The following is an 18,675-nucleotide window of genomic DNA, read 5'->3' as shown; positions in this document are numbered from 1 at the left end:
TTAACACTAACCCGATCACCGGATTTGTAATCCGTGTTGTCATAGCGAGTACAAATAAAAAACGATCACATTAGTAGTGATCGTTTTTTTTACTTACAAAAGTTCAGTGTCAGAAAATAAAACTAACAAACTTTAGTATTGTAGTAGATAAAAAATGAAAAGACTAGTTATTTCAAAACCTTTTTACTAATAGAATATTTCTCAATAAAAGGGGTCAACTCCCCTGTTGTCATGGGCATATATTGCCTAACATTGTGCGACAAATTAAAACCAACAATAATGAATAAAATATCCTTAATCCTAGTACTTTTTATAAGTCTAAATTTTTACAGTCAAGACCAATCAATTTTTTTAGAAAACATAGGTAAAAAACTAGAAGACGTAAAAACAACAACTTTTGAAAAAGTTAGAACAGATGCAAACGGACAGTTTTTACATTGGCGCATGATACACAATACTTATTTAGGTCAATTTGTTCGAAGTAAGCATTATATAACTAATAGTAAAAGCATTATAACCGGTTTTTATTTAGAAGTAAATGACCGAATAGGATCAAACTTGCATAAAGCCCTTGTTAAGAATTTCGGGAAACCTAAAAACATGTACGAGAGAAACAAAGAAGAACCTGTTCCTCCTAACGCTAATCTAGTGGATATAGCAGATCAAGAAGTTCAGGAGTTTAGCGACAAGGTGTATCTTATGAATTTTGAATCTGATAAATACAAGATACAAGTTTCAGAAATGTTTAATGTATTAAACTTTGTAATAATCCAAAAATGAAAAATCTATTAACCTTTTTATTTTCCATTTTAGTTTTTTCTGTTTATGCTCAAAAAACAGGAAATGCTTATGAAATAACAAAGAAGAATTAAAATATGCGCTAACGTATTTAACCCATGACGCTATAGAAACCTATGACTTTAATGATGGCTATTTCCTTAAAACATTTAAAATCGAAACACATGAATATGTAACGTATCGTGAAGAACATAAGTTTTTAAAATCTTACTATTATATCATTGTTGGATCTTATGGTGAAGCAACTCATTTAGAAACCAAGCTATATAAAACAGATAAATTTGTTTCTCCTGAAATTTATCATAACATAAAGAATGAAGGTAAATCAAAACACACCATAGAAATTATTAGTTTAGAATCTACTGAAACAACTGTAGAACAAGTAAATGAAAAGGTAAAAACTCATATCACAATTTCTAAATACTAAGACAAACCATGAAATTTATACCTATAATCGCGTTGCTGTTATCAGTAAGTACTTTTGGTCAGAAAAAATTTGATTATAAAAATATAATTGGAGAGCCTATCGAAGCTATAGGTGTGTTTCATAAAGCACAAAATGGAATTCAACGACTAAATAACGATAAGGTTTTATTTTATAAATATTATTATGATTACACTTGGTACAATAGAAAAATGGGATACACAAATATTATAACCGACTCAAATCATATTATAAAATCTGTTCGATTTAACTTAGAGAAAACAATAACGAGAGATTTATTTGACGCACTAGTAGCTGATTTTGGTGAGCCAACACAAATTACAGTTAGAATAGAACCTCCTTATTCTAAAAGCCCCACTGAAGCAAATTATAAGACAAAAGATGTAAAAAAATATTGCGATGCAGCTTCGAGTATAAATTTTGAAAAAGATTCTTTAAAAATTTCGGTTTCCTCGTATAGCAGTAAAAAAACAACAATAGAATTAAAAACACTGTAATAAAATACCTGCTCGATCACAAGGATTTGCAATCCGTGTCGTCAGAGCGAGTTCAGAAGGTATTGTACAACCTTCATTAAATACAGCGTTGCTTAGTTATCCTAGTATTGATATAATCAGAGGATGTTTGAAAGGGACGTTTGTTAACTTAAAACCTTAATTATTTATAAATAAAGAAAAGCAAAAATTAAATAACTGATAGTATCTGTATAAGTAAGAGGCTGTAGAAAAAGTCATAAAAAAGACCCATTACGTTTTTTAATACCTAACAGGTCTTCTTATTCATGAAAAATCGCTTTCTAATCGACTACCTATAGGCAAGCCTTGTGAAATTAAACTCCACAATGTGGATTAAATCTTAAATGTTAGCACTGGTTTATCCGAGTGGTTTGCGATATCTTCTCCTATACTTCCACTAAAAAAGTGCGCTATACCCCGTCTTCCATGTGTTGGAATAGCAATAATATCTGCATCTATCTTTTTACTATAATTAAATACTCCGCTTTCTACAGAGTAATCACTATAATACACTACATGATCATGCATATCTAAATTACCAGCATCGGCTTTAAAAAGAAATTCTTTTACTTTTTCTTCCATTTGAGTAGAGTTTTTGAACTTCTCTCCTGGTAGATTTACATACAGCAAATGCACATTAGCTCCCAGCGCATTAAACAATCGCATTGCATTATGATAAGGTCTAAGGTTTTCTATTTTAAAGTCACATGCAAATACGACCTCTTTGATCTTAAAATCTCCTACACTGTTTTTTACAACAAATACTGGCACATCAGCAGTACGCACTACTTTTTCGGTATTTGACCCTACAAAAACTTCTTCTCTAAGGCCACTAACACCATGAGATCCCATAACAATAAGGTCTGCATTATTTTCGTGAGCTACTTCATTGATTTCGCTAAATATTTTATAATTCTGTACCGTCTCGGTGACTTTTATCCCTTTCAGGTACTCTTTGTCTAAAAATGTTTCGAATCTCTTTTCAGCAAGTTTCATATAGTACACAGCTTCTGCTACCTCCTGTCCTTCATTTTTAGTTAATACTGCTTCTGATAATCCAAGCATATGTAACACTATAATTTCGGCATCGTGTTGCTTAGCAAATACAGCAGCTGCTTCTAATGCATATTCTGAATACTTTGAAAAGTCTACGGGTACAAGAATTTTTTTCATAATACATAGTTTTATACTTTCAAAATTAGAGGATATATGTAGTATTAAAAATGACATTTATCATATCATAAAGTAAACTTCTTTTACTTTTTACAGTATCTTTCATCTCAATTCAATCATCTATATTTTAAAAAAATGTCACAACAATATAACATCATTGTAAAAGGTAAAGTACAAGGTGTCTGGTATCGAAAAAGCACACTAGAGAAAGCTGTAGAAATAGGTCTTATTGGATTTGTAAAAAATCAACCCGACGGCAGTGTATATATCGAAGCTAAAGGAACTAAAAATCAACTCGAAGAACTTATAGAATGGTGTAAAGTTGGACCTGAATACGCAAGAGTTGATGCTGTTACTTTTACAAAAGTTCCTGCACAAGCTTTTGATGGTTTTGAAATTTTATAATCAACTACATAAAAACAGAAACAGGTAGATGAGGGTCTACCTGTTTCTTTTGAAGAAATAAATTTCTTCGCTTGATTTTTGTTGCATTGCACCAGCAAAAATCAAAAACTATTTTGACTACAGTACTAAGATAATCTTATCACTTGTTTTAAATTATGATAAATATCAGTTTTGAGTTTTTCTATTTTAAAGATAAGGTTTCATAGTACCTTTTCGTTTTTTAATCTGTGTCTCTACATCGCCTAAGGTCTCTTTAAAGGCTAGTTCAAAACTCTTTTCATTCGAGGTTGCATGAATTTTAGGACCTGGTAAGCTAAGCTCTATATCACAAATTTTCCCTTTTCCTTTGGGATCATTTTCTTTCTTAAAAAAGACATCAGACTTAATTACCCAATCATATTTTTTATAAAATTTATCAAGCTTTTCATGTACATAATTCTCCATAGCTTCACTAGTTGGCATTTGTACAAATTGAATAGTTACTTTCATAGGTTTCGCATTTAACTTTTATCCAAAAGTAGTGGTAAACCTAAATTCTAAATATGACAAAAGTCATCCTTGGTAGTATACACCAATCTAAATTAATTTGAGTGTGAAAGGATTAAAAAGAAATACTATGTAGTTGTACCAATTCTTTTTTTCCACGCAGCTCTAATTCTCCAATTTTAGTGTGCGTAAAATCTTTTTCTTTTGATAATTTAAGAAGTAGTTTTTCTGAAATTAAAACTTTGGTTTTATAGGTGTTGCATGTTGCTTGAATTCTGGCGGTGGTATTTAAAATATCTCCTGTATAAATGATATCTTTTTTAATATTTCCGATCTCTCCTATAGTCACTTCTCCAATATGATATCCTGCTTTAAAATCTGGAGCAATCCCAAACTCGAGAATATATTCTTGCTTGTTTTTCTCAAAAGCATCTTTGATCTTTTTAAAACACCGTATGCAATTATTATGTTGTATTCCTTTTCTCTCGGGCCAGGAAACTACAATCTCATCTCCTACATATTGATATATTTCTCCTTCAGTTTCTAAAATAGCATCGGTCATATCGGCATAATACTTCTTAATCAATTTAAAATATTGCTTATGCCCGATACTTTCTGCAATAGTGGTAGATGCTTTCATATCCAAAAACATAAATATTCTAATTTCTTGCTTTGGCTTATGATACTTTCCTAATAAAAAATTATATAACACCCCCATACCTACATATTCTCTAATCTCAGAAAAAAGCAATGCTACAAAGGATATTAATCCCAAATAGATGACTACACTCCAAAATGAAAACTCTTGCATAAAGACATATAAACTCCTAATCACTAAAGGGTCGAATAAACCAAGTTTAAGCAGTCTACTATTGGCTAACAAACTAAATATAATCAACACGATTAAAATAAAGGATACATAAAATATGCTTTTGACCACTACTTTAACCCATAAAGCTCTATTGATAAATAGTTTACGAAGCCACACTAATTCGATCCAACCTTGAATAAAACCAGAAAGAAAGCCCGCTATACAAGAATGTATAAAGGAACTTTTAAAATCATATAGGTTTCCTGTAGAAGGATAATACTTTGAATCCCCTAGGATGCCGAATTCTAAAAATGTGTACACCACCGCAAAAACAAGCCAGATGATACCAAAAGGGATTGATTGTTTTAAATACCGTTTATATTTTGCATTTGACATGGCTTTATAAATATATAAAATATAAAAGAGGTAATAGGGTCATATTTGCTACTGATATTTATCATAGTACAATTTAAGCGGCTTAAGTAGTTTTGATCTTTTAACACTTTTTAATTCTAAAAACATGAAAACTACTGTGGCAATTCAAAATTTAAAATGTGCAGGCTGTGAGAGTACCATTGCAAAAAAACTTCATATGGTACAAGGCATATATAATATTTCTGTAAATACCGAAAACTGTACTGTATCATTTAACTATAAAACCGAAGACGGCTTAAACACCGTTCAAAACGAACTCTCAAAATTAGGATATCCATCTGTTGGAGATAAAAACAACTTAAGTACAAAAGCAAAATCATATGTGAGTTGCGCCATTGGTAGACTTACTAAATAATCGTATTCAAAAATAGTAAACCGCCTCAAGACAAATTTACGAGGCATGTAATAGAAAAAACATTTTGATTTCAAGGCAAGTCTCGGAATATTTAAATATATGTTATCAAGTAACACCATGAAAGAAACAGCAAAAAAAAGTGCTTCCTCAAATACAATTTATGGTATAGGATGTATAGGAGCAATAATTTACTTTATTAGTCACGCTACAAGTTTTTGGATGGGCGTTTTGGGCGTGCTAAAAGCTATTGTTTGGCCAGCTATATTAGTGTATGAAGTTTTTAAATTTATTGGAGTATCATAAAACTATTGTTTTTTGAACATAAACATCCAATCATAAATATTCATATCAAAAGCATCATAGCTCTTACTTTCACTCCCCATTCCTTTGGCATTATATGTTTTTGTCCATGAATCATGACCAATATCCGGATATATTGTCAGTTTAGCCTTAGTATTTGGATTAGCCTGATTGATTGCAGTAATCATATCAATAGATTGCTTTTGGGGTACTACTTTATCACTATCCCCATGAAATGCCCATACTGGTACTTTAGTAAATTTATCTCCCGAGTTAACATCTCCTCCTCCTGCTACTGGAACAATTGCTGCTGCATAACTACTTGAACTATATTTAGAGATATAGTTAAAACTACCATAGCCTCCTAAGCTTAATCCTGTAACATAAATACGCTTGGTGTTTATATGATAATTGGATATTAAATAGGTAATAAAGTCATGAATATCTTCTGGTTTCCAATTGCCCGATGGTAATTGTGGTGAGGCAACAATCATAGGATATTTTGGAGACCACGTTTTATTTTCGATAAGTTTTGGTGGTCCATGAATGATTACTTTTTTTAATTTATCAGGACTTTTTTTACTATTGCCTCTTTCTCCAGATCCATGCAAAAAAACAAGCAACGGGTACTTTGGAGAATCTTTGCTATAGCCACTTGGCGTATAAATATAATGCCCGTAAACGGCATCTGTTACGCCTAAAGCATTTGCTTTATGTATGCCGCCACTATCTTTGGGTAAAGATTCTAAGTCTGTATGATCATCTTGAGAAAAAGTAGTACTCGTATTTAAAAACATGGTTATCATTACAATATTAAGAAGTGCTCTCATAAGTATTATGTCTTCTGGATACACTATAAATATAATTATAAATTCAAGACATTATTTATATTCACTTTCAGAAATACTATATATTGTATTGTATATTTACTAAAAACATTTGACTATGTCCTCCCAATCGCGTCTGGATCGCGCTTATAAAAATGCAAAAGTAATTGCTTTTGATGATACCTCTAAATTTGTATTATTTAGTGATTGCCATCGAGGAGATAATAGTTTTGCAGATGAATTTGCAAACAATAGGAATATTTACTTTCATGCACTAAAACATTATTACAATGAAGGTTTTACCTATTGTGAATTAGGTGATGGAGATGAGTTATGGGAGAATCTTAATTTTGATGTTGTTTTTCGCTCTCATAAAAACGTCTATGAACTGCTGCAATTGTTTTATAATGACAACAGACTTGCTATGATTTGGGGGAACCATGATATGGTGTATAGAAATCCAAAATATGTAAAAAAACATCTTAGTTCTTATCTTGATCGTAAAACCAACAAAGAGGTTCCTCTTTTTCCTGATATAACGTATCATGAATCTATTATTTTAAAACATCAAGATACAAATCAAGAAATTTTTCTACTTCATGGGCATCAAGCCGATTATATGAATTATAACGGGTGGCGTATTAATCGGTTTTTGGTACGCGTTTTATGGAAACCTTTGCAAATAATCGGTATTTCTGACCCTACAAGTCCAGCAAAAAATTATAAAGAATCTATAAGAGTAGAACGTAGAATCAAAAAATGGATAGCCGATAATAAGAACCTATTTACTATTATAGGGCATACGCATCGCCCTCGATTTCCCGAAGCGGGTCAATTACCGCTATTTAATGATGGTAGTTGTGTTCATCCCAGATGCATTACAGGAATCGAAATAGAAAATGGTACAATCACATTGATCAAATGGCAAATTTCTACTACAGAAGATGGAGTTCTTAAGATTATTAGAGTACCGCTAGAAGGACCGCAAAAACTAGTCGATTTTAATATCGAGTAGCACGATAATTTATGGAAACTAGCCAATATATCATCGATCATATCCCTATACGCCATAATCTGGTCTCTTACTTTATTTTTCTGGGTGTATTTATAGGAATATTGATCAGTTTCGTTATTCTTATTAGGGCTTCTTATAAAAACACTGCTTTTAAAATATTTGGTTGGTCTTTATTACTTCAATCTATTATTGCTGGTGATGTTTTTTTATGCTATACCGGGCTTATGAAGTATGTACCTCATTTAAATGATAGTACAGAACCTCTGGTGTTACTACTTGCTCCCTCGATATATGTATTTGTATACTCCCTCTTAGAAAAAGAAACGGTCACCTTAAAAAAACATTGGATCCACATACTCCCTTCGGTTTTATATTCCTTTACTCAACTACAATTTTATATACAACCCAAGGCTGTAAAAATAAATGCCTATTTAGGAGCGTATTTCCCAGATATGAAAACAGTAGCTGTTCCTAATGATCTTGATTATAGCTATCTTATGATTAAAGATGAATTTAGATGGCTAATTTTGTTAAGTTTTACTGTCTATATTTTACTATCTAGCAGACTTATCGTCAAAAATGTGTATACTAAAAAAACCAAAAATGCAGGTAATATAAGTGTAAACAAATACAATTTTTCTCGTAATACGATCATTGGGTTATTAGCATTTTTTATTTTAGTATTCTTAGTTTTTTTAAATTTTGAAGACGACAATGGGGATCATTATATATTTATATTTCACACTTGTTTAGTAACAATCACAGCCTTTGTGCTGCTATCAGAATCTCGTTTCTTTTCATCTTTATGGATCGCTGATAAGTATGAAACGTCTAAAATAAATACCGATACCAATACGATAAAAGAGATTAAAGCATACGTTGAAAACGAAAAATATTACTTGAACAAATCAATATCGTTAAAAGATTTGGCAACACTATTAGGTTCTAACCCCAATTATATTTCGCAGATTATAAATACATCTACCAATTTAAATTTTAATGATTTTATAAATCAATATAGAATTGCCGAATCCAAAAAAAGACTATTAGATCAAAAATATAGCCACCTTACCATAGAAGCCATTGGTAACTCTGTAGGTTTTACATCAAAAGCCACATTTTACAACGCTTTTAAAAAACACGTTGCCGTATCACCTAAAGAATATATAAAACTTCAAAAAACCAAAACCCAGAATTAAAAACGTCTAAAATTACAATTCTAGACATAGAACCACCTATTTTATTGCCAGTTACAAGCAAAATATTCCACTTTTGGCAAAACAAAATTAGAATATCATGCAACAAAAAATTCGTCGATACGACTTAGATTGGCTACGTGTATTAGTCTTTGGCTTGTTAATTTTTTATCACGTAGGAATGTTTTTTGTGCCTTGGGGATGGCATATTAAAAACAATAATATTATCGAATGGATGCGTTGGCCGATGCTTTTCTTGAATCAATGGCGTTTACCTATTTTGTTTGTGATTTCGGGAATGGGAACTTATTATGCTTTATCTCATAGAACCCTTTGGCAATTTAATATCGAGCGTTGTAAACGACTATTAATTCCGTTACTTTTTGGAATGTTATGTATCGTTCCGCCCCAGGTGTATTTTGAACGATTAGCTTCAGGGCATTTTTCAAAATCGTATTATGATTATTTTACAACCGAAGCTTTTATTGGGGTATATCCTGAAGGAAATATAAGTTGGCATCACCTTTGGTTTTTAGTGTATCTATTTCTTTTTTCGCTTGTACTATCCCCTGTTTTTGGATACTTAAAACGAAAAAACTCGACAGTAGTAGACTGGATCAAAAAGAAGATCGAAAAACCTTATGGGCTATACCTGTTTATTATACCCTTGTACTTTACAGAGGCATTAGTAGAACCTTTTTTTCCTGTTACTCATGCATTAATCGATGATTGGTTTACGGTACTAAATTATATCATTTTATTCTTTTATGGATTTGTTTTAATTGCTACTGGGCCTATATTTTGGAAAAGCCTAGCTAGTATAAAAAATAAAGCATTAGGTATAGGCATAATAGCTTTTGGAGTGCAGTTAATAATATGGATAATAGGAAAAGACAGCACCTATATACACTTTACAGAAGCATTCATAAAAGTAACTAACTTGTGGTCTTGGATTTTGGTTATTTTTGGATATGCAGCAACCTATCTCAACAAAAAAAGTAAGCTGTTAGCATATTGTAATCGCGCGGTGTACCCCTTCTATATTCTACATCAAACCGTTACCATAGCAATTGGATACTATATCATGAATTTGGATTGGGGCTTTGTACCTAAATTTATGGTATTAAGTCTAGGAACTTTTATCATAAGTTGGTTGATTTATGACCTCATCATTTTGAGAATTACCATTTTGCATCCGTTATTTGGACTCAAAAAGCCATAAATCAAGTTTGTAACTTATTAAGGTGTGGTTTATGACAAGAACTTATGCAATATTTAATACTTCTTCGATCTGAGGTGCATATTTTTTGATGGTCATTTCTACACCTGACTTTAATGTCATTTGATTTACGCTACATCCAACACAAGCGCCTTCTAATTGCACTTTAACTCTCTTATCATCCTCTATAGAAACTAAAGAAATATTACCCCCATCACTTTCTAAAAAAGGCCTGATCTCATCTAGGGCTTTTTCTACATTCTTTCTTAATTCTTCAGAAGTCATAGTCTATTTTTTTACGGCAGAACAACCTGCCATTGTTGTTATTTTAATTGCTTCGGTAGGTGGTAAACTTTCATTTCTGTTTACTACTTCCTGCACTACGTTTTTAGTCAGTTCTTCGAACGCTTTTTCTATAGGAGTAGCAGTTTGTAATGCTGCTGGTCTACCTACATCTCCCGCTTCACGAATACTTTGTACTAATGGAAGTTCTCCCAAGAAAGGAACATCAATATCTTCTGCCAGATGTTTAGCACCTTCTTTTCCAAATATATAATATTTATTGTTAGGAAGCTCTTCTGGTGTAAAATACGCCATATTCTCTATAATTCCCAATACCGGAACGTTAATACTATCCTGTTGGAACATCGCAACTCCTTTTCTGGCATCTGCCAAAGCCACATTTTGTGGTGTACTTACAACAACAGCACCTGTAATAGGTAAAGACTGCATGATCGATAAATGAATATCACCTGTACCTGGTGGTAAATCCAGCAATAAAAAATCAAGTTCTCCCCAAGCGGCATCAAAAATCATCTGATTTAATGCCTTTGCTGCCATAGGGCCTCTCCAAACTACTGCTTGGTTAGGTTGTGTAAAAAATCCTATCGATAATATTTTTACTCCGTAATTTTCTATAGGTTTCATCTTAGATTTATCACCTACTTTTACAGATAATGGTCGTTCTCTTTCTACATCAAACATTATGGGTGCTGATGGTCCATAAATATCTGCGTCCAAAAGTCCAACTTTAAAGCCCATTTTTGCCAAAGTCACAGCAATATTAGAAGTCACTGTAGATTTACCAACGCCTCCTTTACCAGAAGCAACGGCTATAATATTTGTGATCCCTGGAATAGTTTTTCCTTTGATCTCATTTTTTTGAGGTTGCTCGGCGGGTGCTTCGACTTTGATATTTACTTTTATTTTAGCCTTTTCATATACTTTTTCATGAATCACTTTCATGACATCAACCTCTGCTCGTTTGCGAATGTGCAATGCAGGAGTAGTTAAGACTAAATCAACTACAACTTCATCTCCAAAAGTGATGACATTTTTTACGGCACCACTCTCTACCATATTCTTTCCTTCTCCAGCTACGGTAATGCTTTCTAATGCTTTTAGTATATCTGATTTTTCTAGCTTCATGCGTATTTTTCTTTTTCCAGAGAACAAATCTATCTAGATTCATTCTAAGGGCAAAGATAGGTCGAAAAGTTAAGATTATAAAGCCTATAAATCGAAATGATTTATAGGCTTATATATTGGGTTTATAATCGTTATGTACTGTAACTCGTTTACTACCTAAAACTTTTTAATTTTCTATTTGAGTTTCTGTACTAAAATGATGGAAAATTAATTTATATTCATCATTATAAAATTGAATATGCAAAAAATAGCAGATTACATTTTCGACCTTTCTCCCAAAAAGTTAGCTGTATATCTAATCCTAGGTCCTTTGGTGCTGTTTTTAGCCTATACGATTGTAACAATTAGCTTTAAAACCATATCTCAAAACCCACCTACCTCTCAAATTACAGTTACGTTACTGTTAGGGGGTATTGCTATTTTTTTTGGTCTTTTTATACTACTATGGCTTCTCTGGTTACGCAGTGCAGTCTATGCTGTGCAACAAACAGAAATTAGATTGTCCAGAAAATGGTTTCAAATTGCATTTATTGTTTTATGGATATTCATTCTTTTTAATCTTGTAACCTCACTACTTGAAACCTATTTAAAAAATAGCAGCTGGGATGAATACCTAAGCCTAATCTATGCATCTCGTGAGTTTATAAATTTTGGTGGTATCATGATTGCCTATCCTATAGTTTGCCATTATGCTGCACGGGCCGTAATGGTAAAACGAAGTGGCGAATCTGCTACTTTTATATCTGCTATTCCTTTTACGCTACTGCTCATATTTGGGACCGTTTTGGGGATACCCTTCTTACATAAATATTTTAGTCGTAACAGCTCTACAAATCAAGAAGTACTAGTGATATATGCTATAGGGTTTGGCTTATTTTTGTTAATTCTTGTGATCGGCTTTATTGCTGCAATAACGGGTATGGTTTAAGTAATACATATATGAGCTGTGCATCTCGTTTTTTGAGAGGCCCACTATCGCTAATCTACGACTAGTGGCCTTGAGACTAATTGGCAAGAGTACAATAGTGTAACAAATCGCTATAGGTTTTGTAACTTATAGTTGTTTTTTAATATGTTGGCATAGCTTTATATGAAACACTAGTGAAATACTAGGGGCAATAGAGAAAAGTTAACAATCAATCCACAGATAATCCTGATGACTTAGTAACATTTTAACCCGCTACAACACATATCTGAAACCTTATCAACAAGCAAAAAGACAATGCAAAACTATATCGATGTAGCAAAAAAGAATGGAGTGGCACTATTAGATAGTGGACAGTGTCAATTTTGTGGTGCAAACACGAAAAGAGGAATTCATGAATGCGTAGAAATCTTTAATCTTGGATTTCAAGAGATTGATTTTTCAAATCGGGCAAATCACATATATAGATTTCTGATTGTAGACGCACACACTTTACAACACCCTGAAATTCATGGTAGATGGAACAATCACTTTCACTTGTCAAGACTTCATTTAATTTTTAAGTATGATATAAAATGGACATATGCGCATTCACCAAAACTTAGTGATTATTTAAATGAATATAAGGTTCATAAGCATAATGAATATTTAAATCCACCTGAAATTCTAAAAAGAGGGAATATTACGACAATTGATATTAAAGAGAAGTCCACTAATGAATTTAATTGTAAAGATTTGATAAAGAAATGGGCATTAGAGGTATATGAAAAATGGAGTACCCACCAGGATATTGTAGATGATATCGCCAAAGGATTTTTAAAACGGAATAAAGCGTTTTACCCACCTAACTAACTGATTAACAATCAAATTAATTAAATTTAATTCTCGCGCTAGGTATAACTAAACGTTATGGGTAATCAAAAATCAACAAGAACAATCCTTACAAGTCCCTGATAAAACACAATTTACGTCATTTACTTGATAACCATTTGGTACCGAAAAATCAACCGCCACAGCCAAACATTCAATTGTATCACATTTAATACATCTAAAATGAAAATGAGGACCTGAAAGGATTTTATTATCACAGTTTACACAAACGGCAAAATACTGTTTACCATCTTCTGCCACGACACGATGTAGAATGCCGTCTTCACAAAATCGATTTAAAACCCGATAAATTGTTGCGCGATTAATATCCTGTTCGATTTTCTGCTCAATAGCATCTCGACTCATTGCCTTTCCCGACTCTCTAAGCAAGTCTAATACAGCTTCTTTAGTTTGAGTATTTCGTCTTTTCATATTAATGCGATTATTTTGCAATAACTAATGCGATTCATTTGCAATAATAATAAATTTACTTAGTTTTGTCAAAAATTCAAGATAAAATGACTGTCTTAGACAAATATGTAACACAAAATTTAACCTTGAAAAATAGGGTTGTAATGGCTCCAATGACAAGAAGTAGAGCTACCAACAAAAAAGGATTGGCAACTGACCTAATAGCCCAGTACTACGAACAAAGAGCTACAGCCGGGCTAATTATTTCGGAAGGAATTAGTGTAAGCAAACAAGCTATTGGATACATAAACATCCCAGGGATATATAGTGTAGAACAAACAACTTCTTGGAAAAATGTCACTGAAAAAGTGCATCAAAAAGGAGGGAAAATATTTGCTCAGCTGTGGCACGTTGGAAGAATTTCTCATCCAGATTTACTTGATGGAAATTTGCCTTTAGCTCCTTCTGAAATTAATCCAAATTCAGAATGCTACACCTATTCGGGTTTTAAATCAACGGTTATTCCTAAAGCAATGACTGATCAAGAAATAAAAAATACGGTTTTAGATTTTCTAGTAGCGGCTGAGAATGCTATGAAGGCAGATTTCGATGGTATAGAAATACACGCCGCAAATGGTTATTTATTTCATCAGTTTTTTGCCAAATGTGCCAATACACGAACAGATCAATATGGCGGGAACATAGAAAATAGAGCGCGAATTTTGTTTGAAACTTTAGATACAATTCTACAAAAAATTCCTTCATCGAAAATAGGCATTCGACTTTCTCCTGATTTCAAGACTTGGTTTGGTATTCAAACAGATGATGAAACAAAGCAATTGTTCGAGTATATCATCACAAAGCTAAATACCTATAGTTTGGCTTACCTTCATATTGGAGGGTATGTAGAAGCAGATGATCATAATCCAACTCAAAGTATTCTAGAGACTGCAAAACACTATCGCAAACTATACAAGGGTTCGTACATTATAAATAGAGGCTTCACTAAAGAATTAGCCGATGATGCCATTGAGCAAAATGTAGCAGATCTAATTTCGTTTGGAGAACTTTTTATTAGTAACCCTGATTTGGTGAAACGTTTTGAGCTTAATACAAAATTGCAAAAAGCAGATCAAAGTACCTTCTATTCGACAGGAGAAAAAGGCTACATAGATTATCCATTTTTAGAAAGCACTATTTAATACTAAATTGACAAGAAGGGAACATCTAAAGTTAATCATGTTAACTAGTTTATCGATTCCATTCGCCTCATTTTCAAAATTCAATTTTATGATAGATAATAAAACTTTTGATGTAATTATTGTTGGAGGAAGTTACGCTGGGCTTTCTGCTGCTATGGCTCTTGGGCGATCGTTACGAAATGTTTTAATCATTGATAACGGCAAACCATGCAATAGACAAACTCCTTACTCTCACAATTTCATTACACAAGATGGAATTAAACCCAGTGTAATCGCTCAAAAAGCAAAAGAAGAAGTATTAAATTATGACACTATAAAATTCTTGAATGATTTTGCAATTAGAGGACAAAAAACTAAAAATAGTTTTGAAATAATTACAGAAAATGGAAAGAAAATCAAGTCTAAAAAGTTGATTTTTTCCACCGGTATAAAAGATACAATGCCTGAGATTAAAGGTTTCTCAGATTGTTGGGGAATTTCTGTTATTCATTGTCCGTATTGCCACGGTTTTGAATTCAAAGGACAAAAAACAGGAATCATAGCCAATGGAAATACAGCATTTCATGTTGCTTCATTGGTGAATAATCTAACCGATAAAATTTCAATTTTGACTTCTGGAAAAAGTAATTTCATCACTGAACAAACCGAGAAACTTAAAAAGAATAACATCGAAATTATCGAGACAGAAATTTCAGAAATTGAACATAACAACGGGAATATTAACAATGTTGTTTTCAAAAACGAGAAAAAGATTAATTTCGATGCGGTTTATGCAGCTATTCCATTTGTACAGCATTCTAATATTCCTGCTTCTTTAGGCTGTAAACTAACAGAACAAGGGCATATTGAAGTGGATGATTTTCAAAAAACTAGTATTGAAGGAATTTATGCTTGCGGAGATAATTCAACTAGGATGCGCTCAGTAGCCAATGCCGTAGCTAGCGGAAATATTGCAGGAGCAATGACAAATATGGAATTAATTAATGATAATTTCTAATGAACAATGATAAGTAACAAAGTATATAAAAAATAGGAGATCGTATTTTATTAAAAGGTTAATGCTCGAGAATTTTATGATATATACTTTTATAATGATACATTAAATTGTCTTTCTTGAAAGTCCAAATCCAATTAAACTAAATATAACAGAATAAAAACTACCAATAGCAATATTTAAGAAAACGTAATTACAAGGTTCAAACTTAAGTCTACCTGTAACTTACGTTCAAACCTTTTAGTATCTTTGATCAAGGTTTGAGTAATCAAACAGCAAAAGCATAGATAAAATTTAACATTAAAGTTTAAATAATGAGCAAGTTTTTTTGGATTACCACCACGTTGTTCTTTCATTTCCTTACTTATGCTGCAGTATCCCAATCTTACGATCCCAATACATCAGAAGAACTTCGTATGAGGAATGGGATACCGAATCTATTCGAAAAATTAAACACTAAAAAAAACATTACTATAGGCTATATAGGAGGTAGTATTACTCGACAAACCGGCTGGAGCGATAATGTATTTTCCTGGTTTCAAAATCAATATAAGGATATTAGATTTACTGAGATAAATGCAGCAGTTCCAGGTACAGGAGCTGATTTTGCTGCTAGTCGCGTAAAGAATGATTTACTTGTTCATAAACCCGATGTGGTTTTTATTGAATATCGTGTAAACGGTGGAGGTGGATATGAAGCACGTGCAATCGAAGGTTTGGTTCGGCAGATATGGGAAACAGACCCAAATATTGATATCTGTTTTGTGTATACCGTAGGAGAGTGGATGTTAGATAGATTAATGGTGGGTAAACAATACGGTTTTGGTATCATTATAGAAGAAATGGCCAATACATATGGCATCCCTTCAATTGATTTAGGTGTTGAAATAGTAAAACAATTAAAAGCCGACCAACTCGTCTTTAAAAACTCTAGTCCAGTTAAGGGCAAAGTAGTATTTTCTAAAGATGGTGTACACCCAAATGCTGATGGTCATAAAATATACAGTGATATAGTCGTTCGATCTATTATGACCATGCATGACATAGGTGAAGATCGACCACACAAAATCCCTAAACCTATTGTATTTAATCATTTTTCAAACAGCTCATTGTTATCAGTCAACAATGCCACTAAAAGTTCGGGCTGGCAAAGTGTGAATGTAAATACCGATGCTGTATATAATAGTGACCAATACAGAACTAGCAGTATGTTAAGCGATGCGCTTAAATGTTCAAAGGTGAACGAAACCCTAAGGTTTAATTGGGAAGGAGATTTAATTTGCTTCACAACTATTCCTCAAGGCGAAGGCATGGAAGTTGAAATTACTATTGATGACGGTGCACCTGAGACCTTTACTTTTGGACAAAGCTCAGGAAATGTATATTTCTCAAAATTCTTTTATGCCCAACAACAAGAGGTTGGACAACATACAGCACAACTCAAAGTAACGAAATTACCCGAAGGAACATCTATTTATATTGGCCAGGCAATGGTGCATAACCTACCTTCTGGAAGCAATTCTGAGAACACGCAAAAACCCTTTAAAGAAGTTCATACCATTCCTGGGCGAATTGAAGCTGAGGATTTTGACACAGGAGGAGAAGGCATTGCTTTTCACGAAGTTAATACCAACAAAAAATCGGAAACTAATTATCGGAGTGGGCAAAATTTAGATGTTGAGATTGAAGCAAAACCAAATCAATCAAACGGACATATTATAAGTTGGACAAGAGATAATGAATGGCTAGAATACACCATACAAGTAAAAAATGCGGGTGAGTATGTGATTAAAGCAATGGCTACTGCACGCAATGATGTTGCAGAACAAAAGGGATTACATATTTTTTTGGATGGAAAAGCTTTAGCCAATAAAATTAATGTGACACCGTCGAGCGATTGGTTTTCGGATTGGGCAGAATATTCTGTTAACGCAAAATTAGAACCTGGAGAACACGTGTTGCGCGTTAAGTTTTTCTCTACAAGTCGTTGGTGTATTAACCTCGACTATCTAGAATTTGTTGCAAAACCATAACCTTTTTTGCATATAAGAGAAAATCAAAAGCGTATAAATTAGACGGATATCGTCTTTGTCTCAAACATGATGCTCTGGAATAAAACTAATAACTAAAAATATATCTAACAAACATAGTTATTTAACTATGCCTATATACATAATTCTAAGAAGATTAATTATTGTTTCTAGTGTCTCATAAGATAAAACTGTACAACATTATGTATAATTAATCCCCTAGTTATTGTTTTACTTACGAAGGCGAGTTCAAGTGTAAAATTCTTTTCAAACAAATCATACTTCTTTTAGAATAAATTACTGATATAGCATAATTATAGATTTGTATCATAATTTCAAAATCAAAGATTATGATGACCAATCGATTACTTAGTATTGTATGTGCCATATTAGTATGGGTTTTAGGTGTTAGTTTTTACCTCGCATCGTTTTACATTACAATATTAGACAACCTAGAGCGACAAGCCAACATTATAGTAGCCTTAGCTATTATTCCTAGCGCCTGTCTTGGAACCTATTTATTCTATAAAAAAGGACAAATGAAACCGACCCATCTAGCACTTATCTTTGTAATAACTGCTGCGGTATTAGATGCATTAATAACCGTTCCTATATTTGTAATTCCTGAAGGTGGTAGCTACTCAACGTTTTTTGGAGATCCGATGTTTTATACCATCATTGTTGAGTTTTACTTTATCGTAGTATACTTCGGAAAACATCTCACACAAAACATAAAAAAATAAAAACCATTGTGTTTTTAGTGTTCTCTGATAGCTCAGAGATGATAACACTAATTACAAATTAGATAGACCGATAGCGCAGATTTGTAATCTGC

21 protein-coding genes are annotated in these 18,675 nt (G+C 32.7%); 14 read left to right on the top strand and 7 right to left on the bottom strand.

The window, feature by feature from the left end:
- Positions 1 to 279: 279 nt before the first annotated feature.
- Together AWE51_RS17730 and AWE51_RS17725 are read left to right on the top strand one after the other, a co-directional pair.
- Positions 280 to 780 (top strand): hypothetical protein, encoded by a 501-nt coding sequence (locus tag AWE51_RS17730; RefSeq protein WP_066316086.1) that lies wholly within the window; start codon positions 280 to 282, stop codon positions 778 to 780.
- A 453-nt stretch (positions 781 to 1,233) separates the two neighbouring features.
- Entirely contained in the window at positions 1,234 to 1,740 is a 507-nt protein-coding gene (locus tag AWE51_RS17725) for a hypothetical protein (protein ID WP_066316084.1), read from the top strand.
- 351 nt (positions 1,741 to 2,091) lie between these two features.
- On the opposite strand, the gene AWE51_RS17720 is transcribed toward AWE51_RS17725, so the two are convergent.
- Positions 2,092 to 2,931 (bottom strand): universal stress protein, encoded by an 840-nt coding sequence (locus AWE51_RS17720; RefSeq protein WP_066316082.1) that lies wholly within the window; start codon positions 2,929 to 2,931, stop codon positions 2,092 to 2,094.
- Between the two features lie 135 nt (positions 2,932 to 3,066).
- Between AWE51_RS17720 and AWE51_RS17715 the strand changes: the two genes are divergently transcribed.
- Complete coding sequence (locus tag AWE51_RS17715) at positions 3,067 to 3,336, top strand: acylphosphatase (protein WP_066316080.1); 270 nt, start codon at positions 3,067 to 3,069, stop codon at positions 3,334 to 3,336.
- A gap of 186 nt (positions 3,337 to 3,522) precedes the next feature.
- Here the strand turns inward: AWE51_RS17715 and hpf are convergent, their stop codons facing one another.
- Together hpf and AWE51_RS17705 are read right to left on the bottom strand one after the other, a co-directional pair.
- Positions 3,523 to 3,825 (bottom strand): ribosome hibernation-promoting factor, HPF/YfiA family, encoded by a 303-nt coding sequence (hpf, locus tag AWE51_RS17710; protein WP_066316075.1) that lies wholly within the window; start codon positions 3,823 to 3,825, stop codon positions 3,523 to 3,525.
- 112 nt (positions 3,826 to 3,937) lie between these two features.
- A complete protein-coding gene (locus tag AWE51_RS17705; RefSeq protein ID WP_066316073.1) occupies positions 3,938 to 5,029 on the bottom strand; it encodes an adenylate/guanylate cyclase domain-containing protein in 1,092 nt (363 codons plus the stop codon).
- Positions 5,030 to 5,153: 124 nt separating this feature from the next.
- Between AWE51_RS17705 and AWE51_RS17700 the strand changes: the two genes are divergently transcribed.
- Positions 5,154 to 5,423: a heavy-metal-associated domain-containing protein gene (locus AWE51_RS17700; RefSeq protein ID WP_066316071.1), complete on the top strand. Its 270-nt coding sequence runs from the start codon at positions 5,154 to 5,156 to the stop codon at positions 5,421 to 5,423.
- Between the two features lie 117 nt (positions 5,424 to 5,540).
- Entirely contained in the window at positions 5,541 to 5,726 is a 186-nt protein-coding gene (locus AWE51_RS17695; protein ID WP_066316068.1) for a hypothetical protein, read from the top strand.
- Between the two features lie 2 nt (positions 5,727 to 5,728).
- Here the strand turns inward: AWE51_RS17695 and AWE51_RS17690 are convergent, their stop codons facing one another.
- Complete coding sequence (locus AWE51_RS17690) at positions 5,729 to 6,553, bottom strand: carboxylesterase family protein (RefSeq protein WP_066316066.1); 825 nt, start codon at positions 6,551 to 6,553, stop codon at positions 5,729 to 5,731.
- A 115-nt stretch (positions 6,554 to 6,668) separates the two neighbouring features.
- Between AWE51_RS17690 and AWE51_RS17685 the strand changes: the two genes are divergently transcribed.
- From AWE51_RS17685 to AWE51_RS17675, 3 genes are all read left to right on the top strand, one after another.
- Positions 6,669 to 7,565, top strand: a complete 897-nt coding sequence (locus AWE51_RS17685; protein ID WP_066316065.1) for a metallophosphoesterase — start codon at positions 6,669 to 6,671, stop codon at positions 7,563 to 7,565.
- Positions 7,566 to 7,576: 11 nt separating this feature from the next.
- Complete coding sequence (locus AWE51_RS17680) at positions 7,577 to 8,764, top strand: helix-turn-helix domain-containing protein (protein ID WP_066316059.1); 1,188 nt, start codon at positions 7,577 to 7,579, stop codon at positions 8,762 to 8,764.
- Positions 8,765 to 8,861: 97 nt separating this feature from the next.
- Entirely contained in the window at positions 8,862 to 9,983 is a 1,122-nt protein-coding gene (locus tag AWE51_RS17675) for an acyltransferase family protein (protein WP_198403844.1), read from the top strand.
- A 42-nt stretch (positions 9,984 to 10,025) separates the two neighbouring features.
- Here the strand turns inward: AWE51_RS17675 and AWE51_RS17670 are convergent, their stop codons facing one another.
- Together AWE51_RS17670 and AWE51_RS17665 are read right to left on the bottom strand one after the other, a co-directional pair.
- Complete coding sequence (locus AWE51_RS17670) at positions 10,026 to 10,265, bottom strand: NifU family protein (protein ID WP_066316052.1); 240 nt, start codon at positions 10,263 to 10,265, stop codon at positions 10,026 to 10,028.
- Between the two features lie 3 nt (positions 10,266 to 10,268).
- A complete protein-coding gene (locus AWE51_RS17665; RefSeq protein WP_066316045.1) occupies positions 10,269 to 11,408 on the bottom strand; it encodes an Mrp/NBP35 family ATP-binding protein in 1,140 nt (379 codons plus the stop codon).
- A gap of 238 nt (positions 11,409 to 11,646) precedes the next feature.
- On the opposite strand from AWE51_RS17665, the gene AWE51_RS17660 reads away from it, so the two are divergent.
- Together AWE51_RS17660 and AWE51_RS17655 are read left to right on the top strand one after the other, a co-directional pair.
- The gene (locus AWE51_RS17660) at positions 11,647 to 12,336 is read left to right on the top strand and encodes a hypothetical protein (protein ID WP_066316044.1); all 690 of its coding nucleotides are present in this window, start codon (positions 11,647 to 11,649) and stop codon (positions 12,334 to 12,336) included.
- Positions 12,337 to 12,630: 294 nt separating this feature from the next.
- Positions 12,631 to 13,185, top strand: a complete 555-nt coding sequence (locus tag AWE51_RS17655; protein WP_066316043.1) for a DUF5946 family protein — start codon at positions 12,631 to 12,633, stop codon at positions 13,183 to 13,185.
- A gap of 72 nt (positions 13,186 to 13,257) precedes the next feature.
- On the opposite strand, the gene AWE51_RS17650 is transcribed toward AWE51_RS17655, so the two are convergent.
- Positions 13,258 to 13,635, bottom strand: a complete 378-nt coding sequence (locus tag AWE51_RS17650) for a Fur family transcriptional regulator (RefSeq protein ID WP_066316042.1) — start codon at positions 13,633 to 13,635, stop codon at positions 13,258 to 13,260.
- A gap of 86 nt (positions 13,636 to 13,721) precedes the next feature.
- Between AWE51_RS17650 and AWE51_RS17645 the strand changes: the two genes are divergently transcribed.
- From AWE51_RS17645 to AWE51_RS17630, 4 genes are all read left to right on the top strand, one after another.
- The gene (locus AWE51_RS17645) at positions 13,722 to 14,816 is read left to right on the top strand and encodes an alkene reductase (protein WP_066316039.1); all 1,095 of its coding nucleotides are present in this window, start codon (positions 13,722 to 13,724) and stop codon (positions 14,814 to 14,816) included.
- 88 nt (positions 14,817 to 14,904) lie between these two features.
- Complete coding sequence (locus AWE51_RS17640) at positions 14,905 to 15,813, top strand: NAD(P)/FAD-dependent oxidoreductase (protein WP_066316037.1); 909 nt, start codon at positions 14,905 to 14,907, stop codon at positions 15,811 to 15,813.
- A gap of 311 nt (positions 15,814 to 16,124) precedes the next feature.
- Positions 16,125 to 17,843, top strand: coding sequence for a carbohydrate-binding protein (locus AWE51_RS17635; protein ID WP_066316035.1), 1,719 nt, complete (start codon positions 16,125 to 16,127; stop codon positions 17,841 to 17,843).
- A gap of 347 nt (positions 17,844 to 18,190) precedes the next feature.
- Positions 18,191 to 18,583, top strand: a complete 393-nt coding sequence (locus AWE51_RS17630; RefSeq protein WP_066316033.1) for a DUF5367 family protein — start codon at positions 18,191 to 18,193, stop codon at positions 18,581 to 18,583.
- The last annotated feature ends 92 nt before the right edge of the window (positions 18,584 to 18,675 follow it).

Origin of the sequence: Aquimarina aggregata (assembly GCF_001632745.1) — a bacterium.
GTDB lineage: Bacteria > Bacteroidota > Bacteroidia > Flavobacteriales > Flavobacteriaceae > Aquimarina > Aquimarina aggregata.
This window is presented reverse-complemented; position numbering and strand designations above follow the sequence as displayed.